Below are 22638 nucleotides of genomic sequence, written 5' to 3'. Positions count from 1 at the left end.
TGTTAATCTTTACAAGAAGGTGCTGAAATCAAGCTCTTGCCTTCAGTGCTTCGTTTGCAAAATAACTAACCCTGTCGTTCAAATCACGGCTTAACCGTTCCAAAATTGAAATCGGTGTATTGACATTTCTGGCAACTTTTGCGCGGAGACTAGCGCGGGAATCAACTGCGAATTTTTCTAGCAAATGGACAGGGGTATTTGGATGAGCAGCAATAGCGCATAGACAATCAATCATATTTCCCATCTGCGGTTGGTTAATTCTTAGATAAAGCTTCTCCAGCCCTTCTGATGGTGTATTGGGGTTTTGAGCGAGATGTACGAAAAAATGAATGTCTATAAATTGATGGTCTGTAAGTGCGAGCAGCATAGTGGGTGGTGTTCTCAAAGATGATGCGATCGCGTCCACTACAACATACTCATTCATTTTCAACAGATTTTCTAACACTTTTGGCGTGATGTCAGAACGTCTCACTAATTCAATCGCAGTTCTTTTACACTCTTGAATCTTGGCTCCATTTATTGGCGAGACTCGCTGACGTTGCTTGACTAAGAACTCTGCAAAAAACTCTAGAACGGTAGAGGTTGCATTGGGATGGCTTGCAGCTTTGAAGGCTACATCTTCATCTGTATCCTGGACGAGCTTTTCTAAAACCTTTGCAGGGGTTGAGGGATGGGCGGCAACTAATAGCCGGACAGAGGCTCGTCGATCACTGGCTAACCGCTCTAATAAGTCGATGGATGTTCCAGGTTTTCCCTCGATAAAATTGATGATGGCGATCGCAGTTTCGGAAACATTTGGATGGTTTTTGACCAGATCGCGAATTTCTTTTACATTTTCTCCCGCTAGTTTTTCCAATATTGCGCTTGGTGCTTGAGGATTTTGAGCAATTGCTTTATGCATCCTAAAATTTCTCCAATCTGCAAACGTATTGAGCAGGGATAACGGTGCTTTGGGGTTCTGAGCGATCGCCTGTCTGACATTGCTGCTTCCACGCTCGGCTAGTTCATGCAATAACAATTCAGAAGTATTCGGATTTTGTATGATGGCGGTAAAGAGGCGATCAAAATCAGATTCATCAGCATTTTCGTCATCGCAGAAAACAGGCGGATTTTCTACAAGTTCTTCCAGAATGTGAAGAGGTGTCTTTGGATTTCCAGCCACAGCACAAAGAATTTCCTCATCCTTGATTTCGGATAACCGAGCGATCGTGTCTTCACTGGTTGTTGTGCTACGCGCTAAAGAAAGCCTAACGAAATGGCTTTCAGGATTTTCCAGCAGCAAAAGATTAAAAACCGGGTTCGCAGTAATTGCATCTGGAAACTCTTTACCTAATTTGAGCAGCACTTTCGTAGGCGTATTCGGATTTTTAGCCACAGCCTCACGAACTTCTGGCTGAGGATGTGAAGATAGCTGTTCAAGTACCACAACCGAGGTATCGTCAGCGGAAGCTAATCCAAAATCGTTGTTATCAAGCATAATAAAGATTTGCCTAAATACACATTTTTAATAATTGCCTATTATAGCACTAAGTGATATACTTTAGTTAAAGGAAACTAATATGAATGAATTAATAGAGGTAATTTGTAATGAGGAAGAACAAGTCAGCCATTCTTGAGGCTGTTCATGAAACTGCTACAGGACTATACAAGGCTGGTGTAATGAGTCAAGTTACGTTACGGGAATTTGATAGCTTGTGTTTACCTCCAATTGAACCGCTAGAACCTCAACAAATTAAGCAACTTCGTGAATCATTTAATGTCAGCCAATCTGTGTTTGCTGCTATTTTAAACATCAGTTCATCAACTGTGCAAAAATGGGAAATTGGGCAAAAACGACCTACAGGTGCGGCTCTTAAATTACTACATTTAGTCCGTAAAAAAGGTTTGGACAGTTTTATTTATTAATCTAACCTGATTGCCAAATAAGTAAGAAATTGCGGTTTTCAATTGCTGGAATAATCTGCTAATTTTAATCTATGCCGATGGGTTTTATTTGTGTAGATCCGATTTCCAACCGCCAGAATAATCTTTATTTAATCAGCAAGAAACATAATAATGATACAATCAGCCCTAAAACTAGTCACAGTTAATGAATTTATTACTCAGTATGGCGACAATGATCGCTATGAACTTATTGATGGGGAATTAATCGAGATGGAACCAACAGGACCTCATGAACAGGTATCATCTTTAATTGGGCGAAAACTGAATGTAGAAATTGATCATCATGACTTACCATACTTTATCCCCCATCGCTGTTTGATCAAACTATTGGGAACAAACACAGCCTTTCGTCCCGATGTGATCGTATTAGACCAAACCCAACTAATGAATGAACCATTATGGCAAAAAGAACCTGTAATTACATCAGGAAAATCAATTAAACTAATTGCTGAAGTCGTGAGTACAAACTGGCAAAATGATTATGCTCGCAAAGTTGAAGATTACGCCCTATTAGCTGTTCCTGAATATTGGATTGTAGATTATTTAGGCATTGGTGGTAGAGAATATATTGGCAAAACCAAGCAGCCAACAGTTACAATTTGTACTTTAGTCGAGGACGAGTATCAAAAGCGATTGTTTCAAAACAATGATCAACTGGTTTCCTCAATCTTTCCCAACTTGCAATTAACTGCAAAACAAATCTTTGCGTCCGCGTCTACTGTAACCTAAATATAGGAATATAGGAAACAAATTGATCCAATTTTTAACCTTATAAATTCAATATTTGCTTTACTGTTAAATCTAATTCAGGAAAAGTTTGAGAAAATTTTTTTTGATTATATTTTTTTTGATTATCTATAAATTCTACAACATCATAAAATCCTTTATCTAATGTAAATTCCTAGTTAAAAAATAGGTGACAGAAAGCCAGAATCACAATCAGTCACCCATACCCATTTGCCGATATTACCTACTTCCGCTTTGCACCAGCTTTAGCGGCTTTAGCGGCTTTTTTCGCGGCTTTTTCAGCTTCTATGGCTGCTAACTTAGCTTGTTCTTTCTCCTCAGCAATTTTGTTGAGATAGTAATGGTAATCTCCCAAATAAACCCGGAATTCACCATCACGAATTTCCACGATTTTGTTAGCTACCTGAGAGATAAAATAACGGTCATGGGAAACTACAATCGCTGTCCCATCATAGTTTTGCAAAGATTCTTCCAACATTTCCTTAGCTGGAATATCTAAGTGGTTTGTCGGCTCATCTAAAATGAGTAAATTCGCTGGACGTAAAAGCATTTTTGCCAATGCTAAACGGGCTTTTTCTCCCCCACTTAAAGCGGCAACTTTCTTAAATACGGTATCACCAGCAAATAAAAATCTTCCCAACAACGTGCGGACTTCTTCGTTTGTCCAGTCGGGAACCTCATCATGGATAGTTTCCATGACGGTTTTATTCAAGTCTAATGCTTCGGCTTGGTTCTGCTCAAAGTAGCCAGGAATAACGTTATGATCGCCTAATTTTACTATTCCTTCTGTGGGTGGTTCTGCACCCATAATAATTTTCAACAGGGTGGATTTACCAGCACCGTTAGGACCGAGAAAGGCGATTCTATCTCCTCTTTCAATTAAGAGATTTGCCGCCAAAAATAAAATTTTATCCCCATAAATATGGGTCAAATCTTTAATTTCCACCACTTCCCGACCGCTGCGAGGTGCAGGGGGAAAACGGAAATGTAGAGTTCTTACACCGGCTGTCGGTGCTTCGATGCGTTCAATTTTGTCTAGTTGTTTTTCCCGGCTTTTTGCTTGGGTACTGCGGGTTGCACTAGCGCGGAATCGGTCTACAAAGGTTTGCTGTTTTTCTATTTCCTTCTGCTGACGTTCAAAGGCACTTAGTTGTGCTGATTGATTTTCAGCTTTTTGTTGTAGGTATGAGGAGTAATTACCGAGGTATGTACTAGAAACACCGCGTTCAGTTTCGACAATTTGATTGCAGAGGCGGTCAAGAAACTCCCGGTCATGGGACACTATCACCATTGGGGTAATTAGTCCTCTGAGGTAATTTTCTAACCACTCAATGGTTTCTAAGTCTAGATGGTTTGTCGGTTCGTCCAGCAGTAATAAGTCTGGTTTTTGTAAAAGGATTTTACCCAAACTCATCCGCATTTGCCAACCACCGGAAAAAGCACTTACTAAGCGATCGCTATCCTCTACCTGAAATCCCATTTCTGGTAAAATCTTGCCAATGCGAGCATCTAAGTTATAGCCATCTAACGCTTCAAATTGCCGCTGTAAGCGATCTAATTTATGGATTAGTTCATCCAATTCATCTGGATTCGCTGTTTCCATTTCTTGCGGGATGTGAGTTAAAGCCATTTGTACTTCGTTGGCTTCTTTGAACACCGTCCAAAATTCTTCTCTCACAGTACGGGTAGGGTCTACCTCAAACTCTTGGTTGAGATAAGCTATATGTAAGCTGTTAGGACGAATGATTTCACCGGCGGTGGGTTCCATTTCCCCAGAGATGATTTTCAGTTGTGTGGACTTTCCCGCACCGTTAACACCGACTAAGCCAATGCGATCGCCTGGTTTGACTTCCCAGTTGATATCTTTAAGAACTTCGCCTGTAGGATAAATTTTACTTATATGTTCTAATCGCAGCATGAAGTGTCTCTCAGGTAGGGGATAGGTAATTGGGAGGAAGAGCTAACGCCGTCTTTAATCTTAACAAAATTTAACTACAAATTTACAGCAGAAATTTTAGAGCATCAGGGAGAAAGTTTGGCTGTAATTTAGACAGACAGAAGAATTCAGGCTTAGGCCTAAGCGTCAGCCATAGGGAGTCAGCAGTCAGTAGGGGTAAAACGCATTGTCCTTTATCCCTTTGATACCTGAATTTTTGGTTTAAATTTTGTAATTCCTGCAATCCACTGTAAGTATTGCTGAATAGCTATTGGGACTAATTCTATGCCACTTGTCTGACTTGTTCTGCTCTCAAATCTAACGCTGCTGATATCTACTGTTTTTAATTTCTACTTTTTTAGGACTTACGCAAAACAGAACCAAAGTAGCGGTAATTCATGAATTACCGCTACACAAGAATAATGTTTTCAGTCACATCTTGCATAAGTCCTATTTTTAATTTTGAACTGCGTCTATCTGCGGTTAATTCTTATTAAGATAATATTCTATGCAGCTTCATCTTAATTTGGTATAAGACTGTCACAATTTAAAAGTTTACTTTTTTGAGTAAAATTTAAGGATTATTAAGAAAAAATTGCAATTTAAGACTCATACACTAGTTTATCTTGGCATAGCTAAGGTATAAGTCATTTTTCGTTTATCTATGCAATAAATTAGTAGAATTTTTTACTCTTTTTTCGGGATAAGTAACAATAATTAACATAAAAAATGTGTGGAAATACACCCAAAGGATGTTGAACAAGGTTGACATTTTGTCACGGTTTAAAGAATTATCTTAGGGAACCCGGATAGTCTGTTGAGAGGAAACTATGCATACAGTTATTCTAGTCCTGGTTGAGGTGCTAATTGTCATTGCCATGTCACGGCTAGTAGGCTTGGCATTTCGATCAATTAAGCAACCATTGGTAATTGGTGAGATTGTTGCCGGGATTATGCTCGGTCCATCTTTATTCGGTTTTATTGCTCCTGATGTAGCAGCTAGTGTTTTTCCACCAGAAACGATTCCTTTCCTGAATGTTTTATCTCAGGTAGGACTAATATTTTTCATGTTTTTGATTGGTTTAGAGCTAAATCCCAAATATCTCAGCGGTAACTTACAAGCAGCAGTTCTGATTTCCAATATCAGCATTATTGTTCCTTTTTCTCTGGCCACGATTTTATCTTTGCTGCTTTATCCCTTGGTTTCCAATGGGACTGTTTCCTTCACCGCCTTTACATTATTTTTAGGGGCAGCGATGTCAATTACAGCTTTTCCTGTCTTGGCGCGAATTATCACTGAGAACAATTTACAGGGAACACGTTTAGGGACATTAGCGTTAACTTGTGCCGCAGTCGATGATGTGACAGCATGGTGTATTTTGGCAGTAGCGATCGCAGTTGCTCGCAATGGTAGCATCGATCAAAAAGCTGTTCTCACTATTATTGAAAGCCTACTCTACATAGGTTTTATGTTCACAGTCGGGCGTTGGTTTCTCAAACGTCTAGTTACTTATTATCAACGCGCTGGACGTTTGAGCCAATTTGTTCTGGCTTTAATTTATATGGGAGTTGTGGCTTCTGCCCTCATTACCGAATTTATTGGCATTCACCTCATTTTTGGCGCATTTCTATTAGGCGCAGTCATGCCCAAAAACGCCGATTTAGTGAGAGAATTAGCCATAAAAACTGAAGATTTCGTCTTAATTTTTTTGCTACCGATATTTTTCGCCTACAGTGGTTTACGGACGCAAATTGGTTTACTCAACCGTCCTGAGTTATGGCTGCTGTGTGCATTAGTTTTAGGAGTAGCGATCGCAGGCAAGTATATTGGTACTTATATAGCTGCTCGCCTCAGTGGCATTAACAAACGGGAAGCGTCAGCCCTCGGTTGGCTGATGAATACTCGTGGTTTAACAGAATTAATCGTATTAAACATTGGTTTGGAGTTAGGCGTAATTACACCATTGCTGTTTACCATGCTGGTAGTTATGGCTTTGGTGACAACATTTATGACTTCACCATTACTGGAATGGACATATCCAAAACGCTTAATCAAATTAGATGTAGTCGAGCCAGAAACAGAAGAAGAAACAGATATAGATATTATAGATAGTAGCGAATCTTACGTTAAACCCTACCGAATCTTAGTACCAGTAGCTAACCCTAGTACACAAAAAGGTTTACTACAATTAGCAGTAGCGTTGGCGCAACCTAACCTAGATATCGCTCTCAACCATCGACAGCCCGCTATTATCAATCCTCTCAGTCTGATTGAATTAGAAGAAGACTACGGTTTTGAGAGTACCCCCACTGAGGCTAACCGATTAATTGCCGAGCGTCACCAGCAGCTAGAAGAATTGATCAATACCTTAGAACCGCTAACAATACGCTCCTATATACATCCCATCGTTCGCATATCCAGCAATGTCGCTAGAGAAACAGCCCAGATTGCTCAAATCGAACAAGCAGATTTAATTCTGGTGGGATGGCATCGTCCAGCTTTTAGTAATAATCGTTTAGGTGGAAGAGTTGGACAAATTCTTACCACCGCACCAGTAGATGTCGCCGTATTTGTAGACAGAGGAAGTGAACGCTTAGAAAGTTTACTAGTTCCCTACTCCGCAAATATCCATGATGATTTAGCCCTCATACTCGCTCTGCGCCTGCTTATTCATCGTGATACTTGTATGTTGCAGATTTTACAAGTTTTATCAGGAAATTACGCCCACGATGAATTAAGTTATGAACTACAGGCGATGATTAGGCAATTACCATCTAGTGTAAGCGATCGCATTGAAATCAAAACCGTCACCGCCCCAGAACCCATGCCAGCCGTAGTGTCAGCCTCTGAAAATGTTGATTTAACCATTGCTGGTACCAGTCGCGCTTGGGGTATTGAAAGACAAACTCTAGGACGATACACAGATGAACTCGCAATAAAATGCCGTTCTTCACTACTCATCACCCGTCGCTACAGTCAAGTTACCTCTCATCTGAGTTCCCTACTCCCGGAAGTTAACACCCAAGAAATAATTCATAATTCGTAATAGTGCCTACGGCAGGCTACCGCCAACATAATTCGTAATTGAAAGCAGTAGGCAGTAGGTAATTAATTCTCTCAAATCACCAATTATCAATGATGAACAACTTCAACTTTAAATCTTTAGCGATTTCTGGAATAGCGATCGCTTCACTTCTCATCTTATTCAAAACTGTCACCGCTTATGGTGAAAATAATCTCCGCACCACAAGTCTCATTAACAGCCGTTATCGTCTCATCCTAGCGCAAAACCTACCAAACTGTGAAAAGGGCAACTCTTTGATCTTAAATATTCAACAATCTGGTATTTATCTCAATGCCTCTTTACTACCACCTAACGCCAACGCAGATACCAAAAAACAGTTTCCTCTCTCAGGCAAATTACAAAATCTAGAATTGCATTTATCGGGAAAAATTGACACATCAAATTTCTGTCAACTTCCTTCATCTCAAAACAGTCCAGTTCAAGCTATCACAATTCAAATGTCACAACTAAAAAACAATAATATTCCCGGAAAACTAAAAATCAACAACATTCCCACAACTTTAGAATTTACAGCTTCAGCCCAAACAGATCAAAAAGAAATTCCCAAATCAAATAGCCATTAAAACATGAAAATTAAACTCAGAACCTGGAAATTTTGGCCATCATATCTTTTTAAAGTTAGCTTATTTGGGTTATATACAGCAATTACCCTCAATACTGGCATTACTCTCGCCGCAACATTTGCCAAACTCAATAAATGGCAATTTAACCCCAAATCACAGCAACTAGAAATTACCCTTTCCGCAGCGACAAAACCTGAGTATTTCTACCTTCCCCAACCACCACGTTTAGTTGTAGATTTGCCTAATACCCAGTTAGGTAAAGTTAACACCCTAAAAAACTATCCGGGAACAATTCAGAGAATTCGAGTTTCCCAATTTAGCCCTAACATCACCCGCATCGTCATCGATTTAGAACCAGGAACTTTTATCGATCCCAACCAAGTACAACTTCAGCCCATTTCCCCAAATAACCCCACTCGCTGGGTATTACGCCCCGTTATTTCCTATGATAACACCATAACACAACCAATTTCCTCACCTTTACCTGATAATCAGCTATCCCCAGCCCCTTTAATTACCCTACCACCACCATCCACTAACCTACCCTTGACAACCACCAACTCCCAACAACCCTTTGTGACTGTACCCCCCCTCAATTCTCAAGACCCTTCTCAACTATCCAATTTGATTATTATTCCTGCTGATTCTTTAGAAAATTCTCATAGCATTACAGTTCCTAATTCAGAAAACTATTCAGATCAAATTCTCAATATTCCTGTAATTGAGTTTGGTCAACCCCTACCTCCTAATCAATAGTCTTGATGAACTGTATACACCAAGACTTATCTCCTATTTTTTAGAATCTTTCCGTATCCTGAGATGGTGCAACGGCTCCTGGTTGAGATAAGAAGAAGTTTTGAGCATTTTCATTTTGATATATACACCGGATATCAGGCTTATCACTGTTTAAGTCCCCTGTAAAGCCAAAGGTATTCAGGCGATTTTTACATTCTCTTACCTGATCTGAAGTGACAAGTTTTTTATTTTCTAAAATTGCCCAGTTATTTTGTCTCAGAACGCATCCAGGACGCATATTCGGTTGAGCAACATAGACATTAAAAGGGTTGAGAGTTACAAACAGTCTGGCATCCATAACCATCGCACTGGCTCCATACTGTACACAGAGATCAGGGTTTGGAGCTTTAGTATCAATAAATTCACGGGATGCCACATTTGATGGACTCAACGTGCTTGTAGAACTAAACGCAATCCCAATCCCAATTCCCAAAATCAGCACACCTCCCAAAATGGCCATGGTGGCGAAGTTAAATGTAGGGGATTGGAAAATAGAGGGTTTAGAAGTAGTAGCTGATCTACCAGTAGATTTACGTCTCATTTTTGCTTGATCACCTTCACGCCAACTTGGAAAGGAGTGGTTTATTCTCTCCCTACTTCAGTATGACGAGTCTTGAGGAAATTTGTACCCTATTTCCATCTAATTCCATCAATAATATCAAGATGCAGGACAGTACCATAAACTCCCTTGGAGTCACGCCAACCAACAGAGTCTTTTTCATAGCTGTCTACGAAAAAGTGCGCCCTTATTCTTCTCTTCCTCTTTGCACCTCTGCGCGACACAAAAACAAACCCATTCCACAGCAAGTGTAAATAAACAAAGTTTTCCAAAGTTTATCCCTCACCTAGTCAACAAAACGATAATCTGACTGGATAGTGGAGAAAAAACTCAGTAATGACCCAGCCTTCTAATATTCGCCAACTGTTGACTGATGCCAAGCTAGGACTGCTACCGTATCTAGACAATCGCCTCAATGAGATAGAACAATCCTGGCAGCAACTAGAAAATCTGCACTTAGAGCCTTATGATATTGAACTAAGAAAATGCCATACCATCGCCGCCAACGAACCTAGACCTCTGATTACTCAGTCAGTTTGTCTGAAATGCTTTATTACTGGTAGCGTCAAAGATAAATTAGAACTCTTACTTTTGGCATCAGAATTACAAAATTCCGTAGACGCAACAATCTTTGAGTGGAGTAACCGTGAGTGGTATCAGTTTGAAAAACCATTGAGGCGACCAGTCACACAAATTACTGGTGGTTTAGATTACGAACTCCTAGAAAACCCTGCTCACTCCTGCCGTCTGGTTATCTATCGAGAATTTGATTTAATCTACACTATCAGTTTCTGAAGCAGTAAGAAAATGCTCATGCTGTATGGGCGGGGAAACCCCGCCCAACTAACTAACTAGCTAGCTAACAGGGTTTTTTCTAATGGTGTCCAACGGAAAGAGCGATCGCCACCCCGTTCAATCACCACCTTAACTCTTGGTTCTAACTTGGGCAAATTAGCCAAATACTCCACTTCCTGATCAGAAAGAATATGTCCCTCAATAATCCATAGCAATAGACCCTTAGATTTAGGTGGAAGCTGTTCTAACTGATAGCTAATTATCGGTGGTAGATAATATACTTCACCCACTGCTGCACCGCTACCAGTGCTTTTTTTACCCAAATGAGGAGGTCTGACTCCATGAACTCTTGTTAGATAGGCTGCAACATCTCCCAGTCCCCTCGCAGTTATGTGGAGGTTGATATAGCCAGCCGCCCGCAATCGACGGCGATACCGACCTTCATATCCCCCTTCCAAAGGAACGTATACACCCAAAGCGCCGAATTTTTCCAAATCGCGGATTAAACCGTTGCCAGTGGTAAGTAGTGCCATAGATTTTCGTCTTATCCCACTCAGATATCTCTATTATTTACTCTCTAGTGGTAGATTAAGTTAGATTAAGTTGCATAATTTAAGCAAAATTGGACATAGAGCATCGGGAATTTTTTAATTTTCCCCATCTTCCCACAATTCAACCCCAACTACCTAAAAATTACTAGACAAAAATAAATTAATGATTTATATTATTAGATTGTGACCAAACAGTAAAATTAGATAGCATCTTCTTGAGTCTTGCCAACCAAATATAATCATCAAAATTTGATGAATTAATTTCCTGAAGGATAATTTGGTTGAAATGCGTAAGAGACTGCTAAACTAGAAAAGCTTTTAGGTCAAACTGAAGAAGCTCATGGCTTAAAACCCAAAGCCAAATCAAAGCTCCCGCCCAAGTTCACTCCCGTAGCCCCTTAAAAAACAGGCAAAACCTCAAACAATAGTTTAAGGTAGTTATAGAAGTAGAACCTGATCCGTAATGTTTGTTTTATGGCATTATAGAAAGTCTCAGGGAACGGATACTGGGTGGAAATCAACCGCTTAAGTCCTACTACAACGGTCGAGTGCCAGAGCAATTGCTTGGACGAAAGCATTGCTGCACAAAGCGCAAAGCAATAACGTCTTGCATTGATTCCAGAAGTAATCCCTTCCTAATCAGAAGGTAATTATGGCTGTTCTGGTGACCAAGTGAGTGAAAACAAAAGGATTCACCAAGCAGTAGAGACAATATTTTGTGCGTCATCAAGAATTTACACTGCTTAACATCAGTGTAAATTTGGTAGGCTAGTCCACCAATGACGCTGATAAACTGTGTCTAAAGCAAATCCGATTCCAAGGTCAGCAACTAGAAAGGAGAACCAGTTACTGTGTCTGTAGGTATTCTCGGCACCAAGCTGGGCATGACCCAAATATTTGACGATGCAGGAAGAGCTATTCCTGTCACCGTAATCCAAGCTGGGCCATGCACTGTTACACAAGTTAAAACAAAACAGACCGACGGTTACTTCGCTGTTCAAGTTGGTTATGGCGAAGTCAAACCAAAGGCATTGAATAGACCACTGTTAGGTCATTTGGCTAAATCATCTGCTCCAGCATTGCGTCACTTGAACGAGTATCGCATTGATAACTCTGGTGATTATGCTTTAGGTCAAGAAATCAAAGCAGATATTTTTAGTGCTGGTCAAATTGTAGATGTAGTCGGTACAAGTATTGGTCGCGGTTTTGCGGGCAACCAGAAGCGGAACAACTTCGGTCGCGGTCCCATGTCACATGGTTCCAAAAACCACAGAGCGCCTGGTTCCATCGGTGCTGGTACAACTCCTGGTCGTGTTTATCCCGGTAAACGGATGGCAGGGCGTTTAGGAGGTACTCGTGTCACAATTCGCAAACTAACCGTAGTGCGAGTAGATGCAGAACGCAACTTAATTCTCATTAAGGGAGCTATTCCTGGTAAGCCAGGTGCCTTAGTGAATGTTGTACCCGCAAAGATAGTTGGTAGTAAATAGTCGTTAGTCATAAGTCATTAGCTAAACTGACAACTGACAGCTGACAAAGGACATAAAGATGGTTGAGAGTGTAGTAAAAAATTGGCAAGGAGAAGAAGTTGGACAAACAACTTTCGACTTGCGAGTTGCCAAAGAAGAAACAGCGGCTCACATAGTACACCGTGCATTAGTCAGACAAATGACTAATTCTCGCCAAGGAAATGCCAGTACCAAAACTCGTTCCGAAGTTAGAGGTGGTGGTCGCAAACCCTGGCGGCAGAAAGGCACAGGTCGCGCTCGTGCAGGTTCCATTCGTTCACCACTGTGGCGTGGTGGTGGTGTAATCTTTGGACCAAAACCCAGAGATTTTAACCTGAAATTGAACCGCAAAGAGCGACGTTTAGCACTGCGGACAGCTTTCGTCAGCCGTGCCGAAGATTTAATAGTTGTAGAAGAATTTAGCAACGAGCTACAACGTCCGAAAACCAAAGAATTGGTGACAGCACTAGCTCGTTGGGGAGCAGCACCCGAACAAAAATCATTATTGATTTTGTCGGAAATAGCAGAAAACGTGCTTTTATCAGCCCGCAATATAGAAAATTTAAAGCTAATTGCCGCTGATCAATTAAATGTTTACGATTTACTGCACGCTGACAAAGTTGTAGTTACATCATCAGCTTTAGAAAAAATTCAGGAGGTCTACAGTGCCTAACTTTGACCCCCGCAACCTTGCTGACTTAGTGCGTCGCCCTATTCTTACCGAAAAAGCGACAATTTTGATGGAGCAAAACAAATACACTTTTGAAGTAACTCCAAAATCAAGCAAGCCAGAAATTAAAGCGGCAATTGAGGACTTATTTCAAGTCAAAGTTGTAAAAGTCAATACCTCATTACCACCACGCAAACAGCGTCGTGTTGGTAAATTTATCGGTTACAAGCCTCAATACAAGAAAGCTATTGTCACCGTCGCACCTGGGGATGAAGAAAAGATTAGACAAGTTCTATTCCCAGAAGTATAAGAATTTTAGATTTTAGATTTTAGATTTTAGATTGGGCTAGTTAATAAATAATTGCCAAGAAACAATTAAAAATCGGAAATCAAAATTCAAAAAATTCTGTATTCAAAATCGAAAATCCGAAATCAAAAATCACTTATGGGTACTCGTTCTTATCGCCCTTATACCCCCAGTACTCGCCAAGTTATAGTCTCCGATTTCGCGGAGATTACCAAAACTGAGCCAGAAAAATCACTAACTGAGTCAGTACATCGTCCTAAAGGACGGAACAATCAAGGGCGGATAACCAGCCGTCGTCGGGGTGGCGGCCACAAACAACTTTACCGGATTATCGACTTTAAGAGAGATAAACGGGATATTGCTGCTACAGTCACAGCAATTGAATACGATCCAAATCGCAATGCGCGCATCGCTCTGGTGTTGTACGCTGATGGCGAAAAACGGTATATTTTACATCCTAATGGATTGAAAGTTGGCGCAACCATTATTGCTGGCGCTGAGGCTCCGTTTGAAGATGGTAATGCCTTACCTCTGTCTAGGATTCCATTAGGTACTACAGTTCACAACGTCGAAATGACTCCAGGTAAAGGCGGTCAAATCGTGCGTGCTGCTGGTGCAAAAGCCGAAGTTGCGGCAAAAGAAGGCAATTATGTCACTCTCAAGTTACCTTCTGGTGAAGTTCGCCTGATTCGCCGTGAATGCTACGCCACCATTGGACAAGTAGGCAACACCGACGCGAGAAACCTTAGTGCTGGTAAAGCCGGACGAAATCGCTGGAAAGGTCGTCGTCCTAAGGTTAGAGGTAGCGTCATGAACCCAGTAGACCACCCACATGGTGGTGGTGAAGGTAGAGCGCCCATCGGTAGATCGGGTCCTGTGACACCTTGGGGTAAACCTACTTTGGGTGCAAAGACACGTAATCGCAAGAAAGCGAGTACAAAACTAATTGTACGTCGTCGTCGTAAATCTTCTAAACGCGGACGTGGCGGTCGTCAGTCCTAGAATTTGAGATTTGAAATTTTGGATTTTAGATGGGGTCTGTTTTTAAGCATTCAAAGTTTTTGAAGCCTGATCAGACACCTTAATTATCCAAAATCCAAAATTAGAAATTCAAAATCCAAAATCCAAAATCCAAAATCTAACTATGGGTCGTTCTCTAAAAAAAGGTCCTTTCGTTGCTGATCATTTGCTTAGTAAGCTGGAAAAGCTGAACGCAAAAAATGAAAAGCAAGTGATCAAAACTTGGTCAAGAGCCTCGACAATTTTACCGATGATGGTAGGCCATACAATAGCTGTTCACAACGGCAGACAACACGTTCCAGTGTTTGTAAATGAACAGATGGTGGGTCATAAGTTGGGAGAATTTGCCCCAACACGTACCTACAGAGGTCATGGTAAAAGTGACAAGAAATCAGGCAGATAATCAATTAAAAATTCAGAATTAAAAATTAAAAATGAACAACTGCCATTTTTTAATTTTTAAATTTAAATTTTTAATTGATAAAGATGGAGAAAATTATGGCAACTGATACTACAGAAGTTAAAGCGATCGCTCGTTATATCCGCATTTCTGCCTACAAAGTCCGTCGAGTACTCGACCAAATCCGGGGGCGGTCATATCGAGAAGCCCTAATTATCCTAGAATTCATGCCCTATCGAGCTTGTGAGCCAGTATTGAAGGTACTCAGAAGTGCTGCCGCTAATGCTGAACATAATGAAGGGCTAGATAGAGCCGAACTAGTGATTACTCAGGCATATGCCGACCAAGGCCCAGTGCTGAAACGGTTTCAACCCAGAGCGCAGGGTCGAGCTTACCAAATTCGCAAACCAACCTGTCATATTACTGTAGCTGTGGGCGCTGGCACCGCTGCTAAATAAGCAATAGACACAACCAATTGCGTACAGTAAGAAATTTTAGAGGAAGCATTTGTGGGACAGAAAATTCATCCAGTCGGTTTTCGTCTGGGTATTACTCAAGAACATCAATCCCGTTGGTTTGCCGTTCCTGACCGTTATCCAGAACTATTACAAGAAGACCACAAACTCCGTAATTACATAGAACAAAAACTGGGTAGATACGCTCAAAACAACGCCGGCATATCTGAAGTACGGATTGAGCGTAAAGCTGACCAAATCGACCTAGAAGTGCGTACAGCTAGACCCGGTGTAGTTGTAGGTCGTGGTGGACAAGGTATAGAATCATTGCGTACCGGACTCCAAGAACTGTTGGGTAGCAACCGCCAAATTCGCATTAACGTAGTTGAAGTTCAACGAGTTGATGCTGATGCCTACTTGATTGCTGAATACATTGCTCAACAATTGGAACGCCGCGTTTCCTTCCGTCGGGTAGTACGTCAAGCTATTCAGCGCGCTCAAAGGGCTGGTGTACTGGGGATTAAAGTTCAAGTCAGTGGTCGGCTTAACGGTGCGGAAATTGCCCGGACAGAGTGGACACGGGAAGGTAGAGTACCTTTACATACCTTACGGGCTGATATTGACTACTCTTACTGCACAGCGCAAACGGTTTACGGCATTTTGGGCATCAAAGTTTGGGTGTTTAAGGGAGAAATTATTCCTGGACAGGAAGAAATTCCACCGCCACCAGCAACACGCGACCGAGACCGCGACCGAGATCCTCGTCGCCGTCAACAACAACGTCGTCGCCAGCAATTTGAAGACCGCTCAAATGAAGGATAGTCAATGGTCAGTAGTCAATAGTCAGTGGTAAAACAAGCTGACAACTGACAACTGACAAGCTGACAACCGACAACCGACAACCGACAACTGACAAATCATGTTAAGCCCTAGAAGAACTAAATTCCGCAAACAACAACGCGGAAGGATGGAGGGTCTAGCCAGCCGTGGTAGCACCCTCAACTTTGGTGATTTCGCCCTCCAAGCGCAAGAACCAGCTTGGATTACCTCCCGGCAAATCGAAGCTTCTCGTCGAGCCATGACCCGTTATATCCGTCGGGGTGGAAAGATATGGATTCGGATTTTCCCAGATAAACCTGTAACCATGCGTCCCGCTGAAACCCGGATGGGTTCAGGTAAAGGTAACCCTGAATTTTGGGTAGCTGTAGTTAAGCCAGGGCGGATTCTTTTTGAAATCGCCGGTGTTTCCGAAGAAATTGCCCGTGAAGCTATGCGCTTGGCTGACTACAAACTACCGATTAAAACTAAGTTTATTGCACGCTCTCAACCACAGGAGCAGGAGTAGGTTATGCCTCTTCCCAAAGTATCAGAAGCTAGAGAATTGAGTGACGAAAAGCTGGCTGAGGAAATTATCGCTGTTAAAAGACAACTGTTTCAGTTGCGCTTGCAGAAAGCCACTAGACAACTAGAGAAACCTCACCAGTTCAGACACGCTCGCCATCGCTTGTCCCAATTACTCACAGTAGAGGGAGAACGCCAACGGGCAGCAAGTCAGCCGACTAAAGAAGAAAAGTAGGAGATTATGGCAGTCAAAGAACGAGTTGGCTTGGTAGTGAGCGACAAAATGCAAAAAACGGTGGTAGTGGCTGTAGAAAACCGCGCTCCTCATCCCAAGTACGGCAAGATTGTAGTTAAAACTCAGAGATATAAAGTCCACGATGAGGAAAATAACTGCAAAGTGGGCGATCGCGTCCGCATTCGGGAAACTAGACCTCTGAGCAAAACCAAACGCTGGCAAATCACAGAAATCCTTAACACTAAATCTACAACTTAATAGTTGTTCCAAAGCCACAAACTTCCTAAGGGAGACCGATTGTGATTCAACCCCAAACCTACCTGAATGTTGCAGATAATAGCGGTGCCAAAAAGCTAATGTGCATCCGCGTATTAGGTGCAGGTAACCGCCGTTACGGTGGCGTGGGCGATAAAATTATCGCCGTTGTCAAAGAGTCCACACCCAACATGGCTGTAAAAAAGTCTGATGTTGTAGAAGCTGTCATTGTGCGTACCAGAAAAAGTATTAATAGAGACAGCGGTATGAGCATTCGTTTTGATGACAACGCCGCCGTGATCATCAACAAAGATGGTAATCCCAGAGGTACACGGGTCTTTGGCCCAGTAGCACGGGAATTACGCGATAAAAATTTCACCAAAATTGTTTCTCTGGCTCCAGAGGTGCTGTAATGGCAAAGCCACAACCAAAAGTTTTCCACAAAATGCACGTTAAAACAGGTGACACTGTACAAGTGATCGCTGGTAAAGATAAGGGTAAAGTTGGTGAAGTGATCAAAGCACTACCCCAACTCAGCAAAGTCCTTATCAAAGGTGTGAATATTAAAACCAAACACGTTAAACCTCAGCAAGAAGGGGAATCGGGGCAGATCATCACCCAGGAATTCCCAATTCATAGCTCTAACGTGATGCTCTATTCCACCAAGCAAAACGTCGCCAGTCGCGTCTGCTACACTTTCACCGCCGAGGGTAAGAAAGTCAGGATGCTCAAAAAAACAGGCGAGATACTCAACAATTAAAAATTAACAATTAAAAATGAATAGTTTCAATTTTTAAATTTGGAATTTTTAATTTTTAATTGGAGCGCAGCGACCCTGACCAAGCCCAGGGATAATAAGGACAAACAACTATGGCGACAACCAGACTCAAAAACTTATACCAAGAGACAATTGTCCCCAAACTGATTAATCAGTTTCAATACACCAACGTACATCAAGTACCGAAGGTAGTAAAAATAACTATTAACCGGGGTTTGGGAGAAGCTGCTCAAAATGCTAAAGCATTAGAAGCGTCTTTAAACGAAATTGCACTGATAACTGGTCAAAAACCAGTAGTGACAAGGGCAAAAAAGGCGATCGCAGGCTTTAAAATTCGTCAAGGTATGCCTGTTGGTATCATGGTGACTCTGAGAGGCGAACGGATGTATGCCTTTCTTGACCGACTTGTTAGCCTTTCATTGCCCAGAATCCGCGACTTTCGCGGCGTTAGTCCCAAAAGCTTTGACGGACGGGGCAACTACACTCTGGGTGTAAGAGAACAGCTAATTTTTCCAGAAGTCGAGTACGACAGCATCGATCAAATCCGTGGTCTCGATATTTCTATCATCACCACAGCAAAAAATGACGAAGAGGGTCGCGCCTTACTTAAAGAAATGGGAATGCCCTTTCGCGATCAATAAGTTCATCTAAAGAGGGAACGATGGCGGCTAACGACACAATTGCAGATATGCTGACGCGCATCCGCAATGCTAATCTGGCAAGGCATCAAACTACACAAGTGCCAGCAACAAAAATGACTCGTAATATTGCTAAAGTTCTACAGAACGAAGGCTTTATTGCTGAATTTGAAGAATCAGGAGAAGGGGTAACGCGCAATCTGGTGATTTCCCTGAAATACAAGGGCAAAAATCGCCAACCCCTAATCACTGCCTTGAAGCGAGTGAGTAAGCCCGGTTTGCGAGTTTACTCCAATCGAAAAGAATTACCCAGAGTACTAGGCGGTATCGGTATCGCCATTATTTCCACATCCAGTGGTATTATGACTGACCGTGAAGCACGCCGTCAGAATTTAGGTGGTGAAGTGCTTTGCTACGTTTGGTAGTCGTCAAGTGCTTCCGGCACCCATTCGCGAACGTCAATAGTTAGTTCAACCTAAAACTGACAACTGACCCTCACGGGTGATAGCTCCGGCGTAGCTTAGATGAACATCAGTGGCATCCAAAACGAAATGACTTTCACCTACCTACATGGGGGAAACCCCCTGTTCTGCGCGCTGACTCAGAACTGACAACTGAACAACTGACAAAAAATCATGTCTCGAATTGGTAAACGTCCAATTACTGTTCCCGCCAAAGTACAAGTGGCGATTGATGGCACTAGTGTAGTCGTGAAAGGTCCAAAAGGAGAACTTTCACGGATTCTACCTGCTAATGTTACAGTCTCCCAAGAAGGGGAAACATTACTAGTAACACGTCGGGATGAAACCCGCACATCTAGGCAACTACACGGTTTGAGCCGGACTTTAGTTGCCAACATGGTTGAGGGAGTATCCCTTGGTTTTCAACGTCGGTTGGAAATTCAAGGGGTAGGTTACCGCGCCCAAGTACAAGGCCGTAACCTAGTTTTAAATATGGGTTACAGCCATCAAGTGCAAATAGAGCCACCAGATGGAATTCAATTTGCAGTCGAAGGTACTACCAATGTCATAGTCAGTGGCTATGACAAAGAAATTGTAGGCAACACAGCAGCTAAAGTCCGTGCCGTTCGTCCACCCGAACCTTACAAAGGTAAAGGCATTCGTTATGCCGGTGAAGTGGTCAGACGCAAAGCTGGTAAGACTGGTAAGGGTGGTAAGAAGTAAACATGAAACTTACTCGTAGAGAATCAAAACAGCGTCGCCATCGGCGCGTTCGTGGCAAAGTTAGCGGTTCACCAGAACGTCCAAGGCTGGCTGTATTCCGTTCTAATGAACATATTTATGTTCAAGTAATTGATGATACACAGCATCAAACCCTGGTGGCAGCATCAACTGTAGAACCAGAGTTAAAATCTAGTTTAGCTTCTGGCTCAAATTGCGATGCATCAGCACAAGTTGGTAAGTTGATAGCAGTGCGATCGCTAGAAAAAGGTATTACTCAAGTGGTCTTTGATCGCGGTGGAAACCTGTATCACGGTCGGATCAAAGCTCTAGCTGATGCAGCACGCGAAGCTGGGTTAGATTTCTAAAGTCATTTGTCCTGTGTCATTTGTCCTTGGTAAAAAAGCAAATGACTAATGACTAATGACCAATGACTAATGACTAATGACTAATGAGAGAGCATTAATTATGGCAACAGAGCGTAAAAGTAGAACAAAACGTGCCAAAAAAGAAGAAACCACTTGGCAAGAACGAGTTATTCAGATCCGACGAGTGAGTAAAGTCGTCAAAGGTGGTAAAAAACTCAGCTTCCGGGCGATTGTGGTCGTTGGTAACGAACGCGGTCAAGTTGGCGTGGGAGTAGGTAAAGCCTCAGATGTAATTGGTGCCGTGAAAAAAGGCGTCGCCGACGGGAAAAAACATCTGATTGATATTCCTATTACCAAATCCAATTCTATCCCCCACCCCATTGATGGCGTTGGTGGCGGTGCTAAGGTGATGATGCGACCCGCAGCACCTGGTACAGGGGTAATTGCTGGTGGAGCAGTACGGACTGTATTAGAGTTGGCAGGAGTTCGTAACGTTCTCGCCAAACAACTCGGTTCCAACAATCCTCTCAACAATGCTAGAGCCGCAGTTAATGCCCTATCTACTCTGCGTACCTTTGCTGAAGTTGCTGAAGATCGGGGTATTGCTATTGAGAATCTCTACATCTAGTAGATGACATTCTTACTAAGTATTAGTCTAAAAAACTACTAATTACATCATGAGACTCAACGATGTTAAGCCTCAAAAAGGCTCAAAAAAACGCCGTAAGCGTGTAGGTAGAGGTATTTCTGCCGGACAAGGCGCTAGTGCAGGTTTAGGGATGCGGGGTCAAAAATCCCGCTCTGGTAGTGGTACTCGACCAGGGTTTGAAGGTGGTCAACAGCCATTGTACCGCCGCTTACCCAAGCTGAAGGGCTTTCCAGTTATTAATCGTAAAATTTACACTACGATTAATGTAGAGAAGTTAGCCTCCTTACCTGCCCACACTGAAGTAACTTTAGCCTCTTTAAGAGAAGCAGGTATCCTTACCGCTGCTAAAGGTCCATTGAAAATTCTGGGTAATGGGGAATTGAGCATTCCGCTCAAGGTGCAAGCAGCAGCTTTCACAGGACAAGCCCGGAGCAAAATTGAGGCAGCTGGTGGGAGTTGTGAAGTCTTAACCTGAGCCAAGAAAGCGCAATTTAAAGCTAGCCAACTCGCTTCCAGCGCCTGGTTCACTATAAAGGTAGCACTCTATGATCAGTCGAGATAAAGCCCCAACGGCTCAAGAAACTTTTATGCAGATGGCTCAAGCAGCCGGACTCAGAGGTAGGCTGCTTGTTACCGTCGGTATTTTAATTTTGGTTCGCCTGGGAATCTTTTTGCCCATACCAGGAATTAATAGAGTTAGGTTTGCTGAGGCCATTTCGGGCAATAATTCCGTATTTGGTTTATTGGATATATTTTCTGGACGGGGTTTGTCTACTTTAGGTGTCTTTGCCTTAGGGATTTTACCTTTTATTAATGCGTCCATTATCATCCAATTGCTCACCGCAGCAATTCCTTCTTTAGAAAATTTACAGAAAAATGAAGGTGAGGCAGGTCGGCGGAAAATATCCCAAATAACCCGCTATGTAACGGTCTGTTGGGCAATTATACAAAGCGTGGCTTTTTCGGCATTATTTCTGCAACAGTTTGCCTTAAACCCCGGCCCACTATTTGTGGCTGAAACAGCGATCGCTCTAACCGCTGGTTCTATGTTTGTTATGTGGGCATCAGAACTAATTACAGAACGCGGCATAGGTAATGGTGCATCATTGTTGATTTTTGTCAACATTGTTGCTTCTCTACCCAAATCTTTAGGCGACACCATCGACTTAGTACAAGTTGGGGGACGGGAAATCGTCGGTCGCGTCATCGTTCTAGTCTTAGTATTCCTGCTAACAATTGTGGGGATTGTCTTTGTGCAGGAAGGAATGCGCCGCATCCCGATTATTTCTGCTCGTCGCCAAGTGGGTAGACGAGTTTTGGCAGAGCAGCGTAGTTATCTACCCCTACGCCTCAATTCTGGCGGTGTCATGCCGATTATTTTTGCGGCTGCAATCTTGAGTTTGCCACTTTTAATCGCAAATTTCACCAAAAACCCAGAATTAGCAACCATTGTTAACACCTATCTCAGTCCTGGTGGCTCCGCACCTTGGGTATACGCTCTAGTTTATTTAACTTCCATTGTTTTCTTTAGTTACTTCTATTCGTCGTTGATTCTCAACCCCGTAGATGTAGCTCAGAACTTGAAAAAAATGGGTTCTAGTATTCCTGGCATTCGTCCAGGCAAAGCTACAAGCGAGTATATTGAGCGTGTAACTAATAGACTCACTTTTTTGGGTGCGATCTTTTTAGGCTTGGTGGCGATTATTCCCACAGCTGTAGAAAGTGCTTTGAAAGTGCCGACTTTTAAGGGGCTGGGTGCTACATCTTTGTTAATTCTGGTTGGTGTGGCAATTGAGACGGCAAAACAAGTCCAAACTTATGTAATTTCTCAGCGCTATGAAGGAATGGTGAAATAAT

29 protein-coding genes are annotated in these 22638 nt (G+C 42.3%); 25 read left to right on the top strand and 4 right to left on the bottom strand.

Features of this window, described 5'->3' with window-relative positions; genetic code table 11:
• Positions 1-28: 28 nt before the first annotated feature.
• The gene (locus H6G59_RS15355) at positions 29-1477 is read right to left on the bottom strand and encodes a hypothetical protein (RefSeq protein ID WP_190715824.1); all 1449 of its coding nucleotides are present in this window, start codon (positions 1475-1477) and stop codon (positions 29-31) included.
• A 110-nt stretch (positions 1478-1587) separates the two neighbouring features.
• On the opposite strand from H6G59_RS15355, the gene H6G59_RS15350 reads away from it, so the two are divergent.
• Entirely contained in the window at positions 1588-1905 is a 318-nt protein-coding gene (locus H6G59_RS15350) for a helix-turn-helix domain-containing protein (protein WP_190715822.1), read from the top strand.
• A 150-nt stretch (positions 1906-2055) separates the two neighbouring features.
• Positions 2056-2673, top strand: a complete 618-nt coding sequence (locus H6G59_RS15345; protein WP_190715820.1) for a Uma2 family endonuclease — start codon at positions 2056-2058, stop codon at positions 2671-2673.
• A 241-nt stretch (positions 2674-2914) separates the two neighbouring features.
• Here H6G59_RS15345 and H6G59_RS15340 read toward each other — a convergent pair whose 3' ends face one another.
• Positions 2915-4609, bottom strand: a complete 1695-nt coding sequence (locus tag H6G59_RS15340; protein WP_190715817.1) for an ABC-F family ATP-binding cassette domain-containing protein — start codon at positions 4607-4609, stop codon at positions 2915-2917.
• Between the two features lie 848 nt (positions 4610-5457).
• Here H6G59_RS15340 and H6G59_RS15335 point away from each other — a divergent pair.
• The 3 genes from H6G59_RS15335 to H6G59_RS15325 all read left to right on the top strand — a co-directional run bounded on the left by H6G59_RS15335 (position 5458) and on the right by H6G59_RS15325 (position 9032).
• A complete protein-coding gene (locus H6G59_RS15335; RefSeq protein WP_190715814.1) occupies positions 5458-7674 on the top strand; it encodes a cation:proton antiporter in 2217 nt (738 codons plus the stop codon).
• An 89-nt stretch (positions 7675-7763) separates the two neighbouring features.
• Positions 7764-8276 carry a hypothetical protein gene (locus tag H6G59_RS15330; protein WP_242038881.1) on the top strand — a complete coding sequence of 171 codons (513 nt, stop codon included), beginning with the start codon at positions 7764-7766 and terminating at the stop codon, positions 8274-8276.
• Positions 8277-8279: 3 nt separating this feature from the next.
• Positions 8280-9032, top strand: a complete 753-nt coding sequence (locus H6G59_RS15325) for an AMIN domain-containing protein (RefSeq protein WP_190715812.1) — start codon at positions 8280-8282, stop codon at positions 9030-9032.
• 40 nt (positions 9033-9072) lie between these two features.
• On the opposite strand, the gene H6G59_RS15320 is transcribed toward H6G59_RS15325, so the two are convergent.
• Positions 9073-9531: a DUF3172 domain-containing protein gene (locus H6G59_RS15320; protein WP_242038880.1), complete on the bottom strand. Its 459-nt coding sequence runs from the start codon at positions 9529-9531 to the stop codon at positions 9073-9075.
• A 435-nt stretch (positions 9532-9966) separates the two neighbouring features.
• Between H6G59_RS15320 and H6G59_RS15315 the strand changes: the two genes are divergently transcribed.
• Entirely contained in the window at positions 9967-10425 is a 459-nt protein-coding gene (locus H6G59_RS15315; RefSeq protein WP_190715810.1) for a hypothetical protein, read from the top strand.
• 56 nt (positions 10426-10481) lie between these two features.
• Here the strand turns inward: H6G59_RS15315 and ndhN are convergent, their stop codons facing one another.
• Positions 10482-10958 (bottom strand): NAD(P)H-quinone oxidoreductase subunit N, encoded by a 477-nt coding sequence (gene ndhN, locus H6G59_RS15310; protein WP_190715808.1) that lies wholly within the window; start codon positions 10956-10958, stop codon positions 10482-10484.
• Positions 10959-11827: 869 nt separating this feature from the next.
• Between ndhN and rplC the strand changes: the two genes are divergently transcribed.
• From rplC to secY, 19 genes are all read left to right on the top strand, one after another.
• Complete coding sequence (rplC, locus tag H6G59_RS15305; RefSeq protein ID WP_071191587.1) at positions 11828-12466, top strand: 50S ribosomal protein L3; 639 nt, start codon at positions 11828-11830, stop codon at positions 12464-12466.
• 58 nt (positions 12467-12524) lie between these two features.
• Positions 12525-13157 carry a 50S ribosomal protein L4 gene (rplD, locus tag H6G59_RS15300; RefSeq protein WP_190715806.1) on the top strand — a complete coding sequence of 211 codons (633 nt, stop codon included), beginning with the start codon at positions 12525-12527 and terminating at the stop codon, positions 13155-13157.
• Positions 13150-13464, top strand: coding sequence for a 50S ribosomal protein L23 (locus tag H6G59_RS15295; RefSeq protein ID WP_016952993.1), 315 nt, complete (start codon positions 13150-13152; stop codon positions 13462-13464). Before rplD ends, H6G59_RS15295 begins: the two co-directional genes overlap by 8 nt.
• Positions 13465-13599: 135 nt before the next feature.
• Complete coding sequence (rplB, locus tag H6G59_RS15290) at positions 13600-14463, top strand: 50S ribosomal protein L2 (RefSeq protein ID WP_016952994.1); 864 nt, start codon at positions 13600-13602, stop codon at positions 14461-14463.
• Positions 14464-14605: 142 nt separating this feature from the next.
• Complete coding sequence (gene rpsS / locus H6G59_RS15285; RefSeq protein WP_016952995.1) at positions 14606-14884, top strand: 30S ribosomal protein S19; 279 nt, start codon at positions 14606-14608, stop codon at positions 14882-14884.
• A 95-nt stretch (positions 14885-14979) separates the two neighbouring features.
• Complete coding sequence (gene rplV, locus H6G59_RS15280) at positions 14980-15339, top strand: 50S ribosomal protein L22 (RefSeq protein ID WP_190715804.1); 360 nt, start codon at positions 14980-14982, stop codon at positions 15337-15339.
• Between the two features lie 51 nt (positions 15340-15390).
• Positions 15391-16158: a 30S ribosomal protein S3 gene (gene rpsC / locus H6G59_RS15275; protein WP_190715800.1), complete on the top strand. Its 768-nt coding sequence runs from the start codon at positions 15391-15393 to the stop codon at positions 16156-16158.
• 97 nt (positions 16159-16255) lie between these two features.
• Positions 16256-16681 (top strand): 50S ribosomal protein L16, encoded by a 426-nt coding sequence (gene rplP / locus H6G59_RS15270; RefSeq protein ID WP_127052493.1) that lies wholly within the window; start codon positions 16256-16258, stop codon positions 16679-16681.
• A 3-nt stretch (positions 16682-16684) separates the two neighbouring features.
• The gene (gene rpmC, locus H6G59_RS15265; protein ID WP_016952999.1) at positions 16685-16912 is read left to right on the top strand and encodes a 50S ribosomal protein L29; all 228 of its coding nucleotides are present in this window, start codon (positions 16685-16687) and stop codon (positions 16910-16912) included.
• A 6-nt stretch (positions 16913-16918) separates the two neighbouring features.
• Positions 16919-17170 carry a 30S ribosomal protein S17 gene (gene rpsQ / locus H6G59_RS15260; protein WP_071191593.1) on the top strand — a complete coding sequence of 84 codons (252 nt, stop codon included), beginning with the start codon at positions 16919-16921 and terminating at the stop codon, positions 17168-17170.
• Between the two features lie 41 nt (positions 17171-17211).
• The gene (gene rplN, locus H6G59_RS15255) at positions 17212-17580 is read left to right on the top strand and encodes a 50S ribosomal protein L14 (protein WP_016953001.1); all 369 of its coding nucleotides are present in this window, start codon (positions 17212-17214) and stop codon (positions 17578-17580) included.
• Positions 17580-17927 carry a 50S ribosomal protein L24 gene (gene rplX / locus H6G59_RS15250; RefSeq protein WP_071191595.1) on the top strand — a complete coding sequence of 116 codons (348 nt, stop codon included), beginning with the start codon at positions 17580-17582 and terminating at the stop codon, positions 17925-17927. The genes rplN and rplX overlap by 1 nt, the downstream gene beginning before the upstream one ends.
• Positions 17928-18037: 110 nt before the next feature.
• Positions 18038-18586, top strand: coding sequence for a 50S ribosomal protein L5 (gene rplE / locus H6G59_RS15245; protein ID WP_016953003.1), 549 nt, complete (start codon positions 18038-18040; stop codon positions 18584-18586).
• A gap of 20 nt (positions 18587-18606) precedes the next feature.
• Positions 18607-19008 carry a 30S ribosomal protein S8 gene (gene rpsH, locus H6G59_RS15240; RefSeq protein WP_127052492.1) on the top strand — a complete coding sequence of 134 codons (402 nt, stop codon included), beginning with the start codon at positions 18607-18609 and terminating at the stop codon, positions 19006-19008.
• Positions 19009-19218: 210 nt separating this feature from the next.
• Positions 19219-19767, top strand: a complete 549-nt coding sequence (rplF, locus tag H6G59_RS15235) for a 50S ribosomal protein L6 (protein ID WP_190715799.1) — start codon at positions 19219-19221, stop codon at positions 19765-19767.
• A gap of 2 nt (positions 19768-19769) precedes the next feature.
• Positions 19770-20132 carry a 50S ribosomal protein L18 gene (gene rplR / locus H6G59_RS15230; protein WP_127052491.1) on the top strand — a complete coding sequence of 121 codons (363 nt, stop codon included), beginning with the start codon at positions 19770-19772 and terminating at the stop codon, positions 20130-20132.
• A 100-nt stretch (positions 20133-20232) separates the two neighbouring features.
• Complete coding sequence (rpsE, locus tag H6G59_RS15225) at positions 20233-20760, top strand: 30S ribosomal protein S5 (RefSeq protein ID WP_016953007.1); 528 nt, start codon at positions 20233-20235, stop codon at positions 20758-20760.
• A gap of 49 nt (positions 20761-20809) precedes the next feature.
• The gene (gene rplO, locus H6G59_RS15220; RefSeq protein ID WP_190715798.1) at positions 20810-21256 is read left to right on the top strand and encodes a 50S ribosomal protein L15; all 447 of its coding nucleotides are present in this window, start codon (positions 20810-20812) and stop codon (positions 21254-21256) included.
• Positions 21257-21326: 70 nt separating this feature from the next.
• A complete protein-coding gene (secY, locus tag H6G59_RS15215; RefSeq protein WP_190715797.1) occupies positions 21327-22637 on the top strand; it encodes a preprotein translocase subunit SecY in 1311 nt (436 codons plus the stop codon).
• Position 22638 lies beyond the last annotated feature (1 nt).

Source organism: Anabaena lutea FACHB-196, assembly GCF_014698305.1.
Taxonomy (GTDB): Bacteria; Cyanobacteriota; Cyanobacteriia; order Cyanobacteriales; family Nostocaceae; genus Anabaena; species Anabaena lutea.
This window is presented reverse-complemented; position numbering and strand designations above follow the sequence as displayed.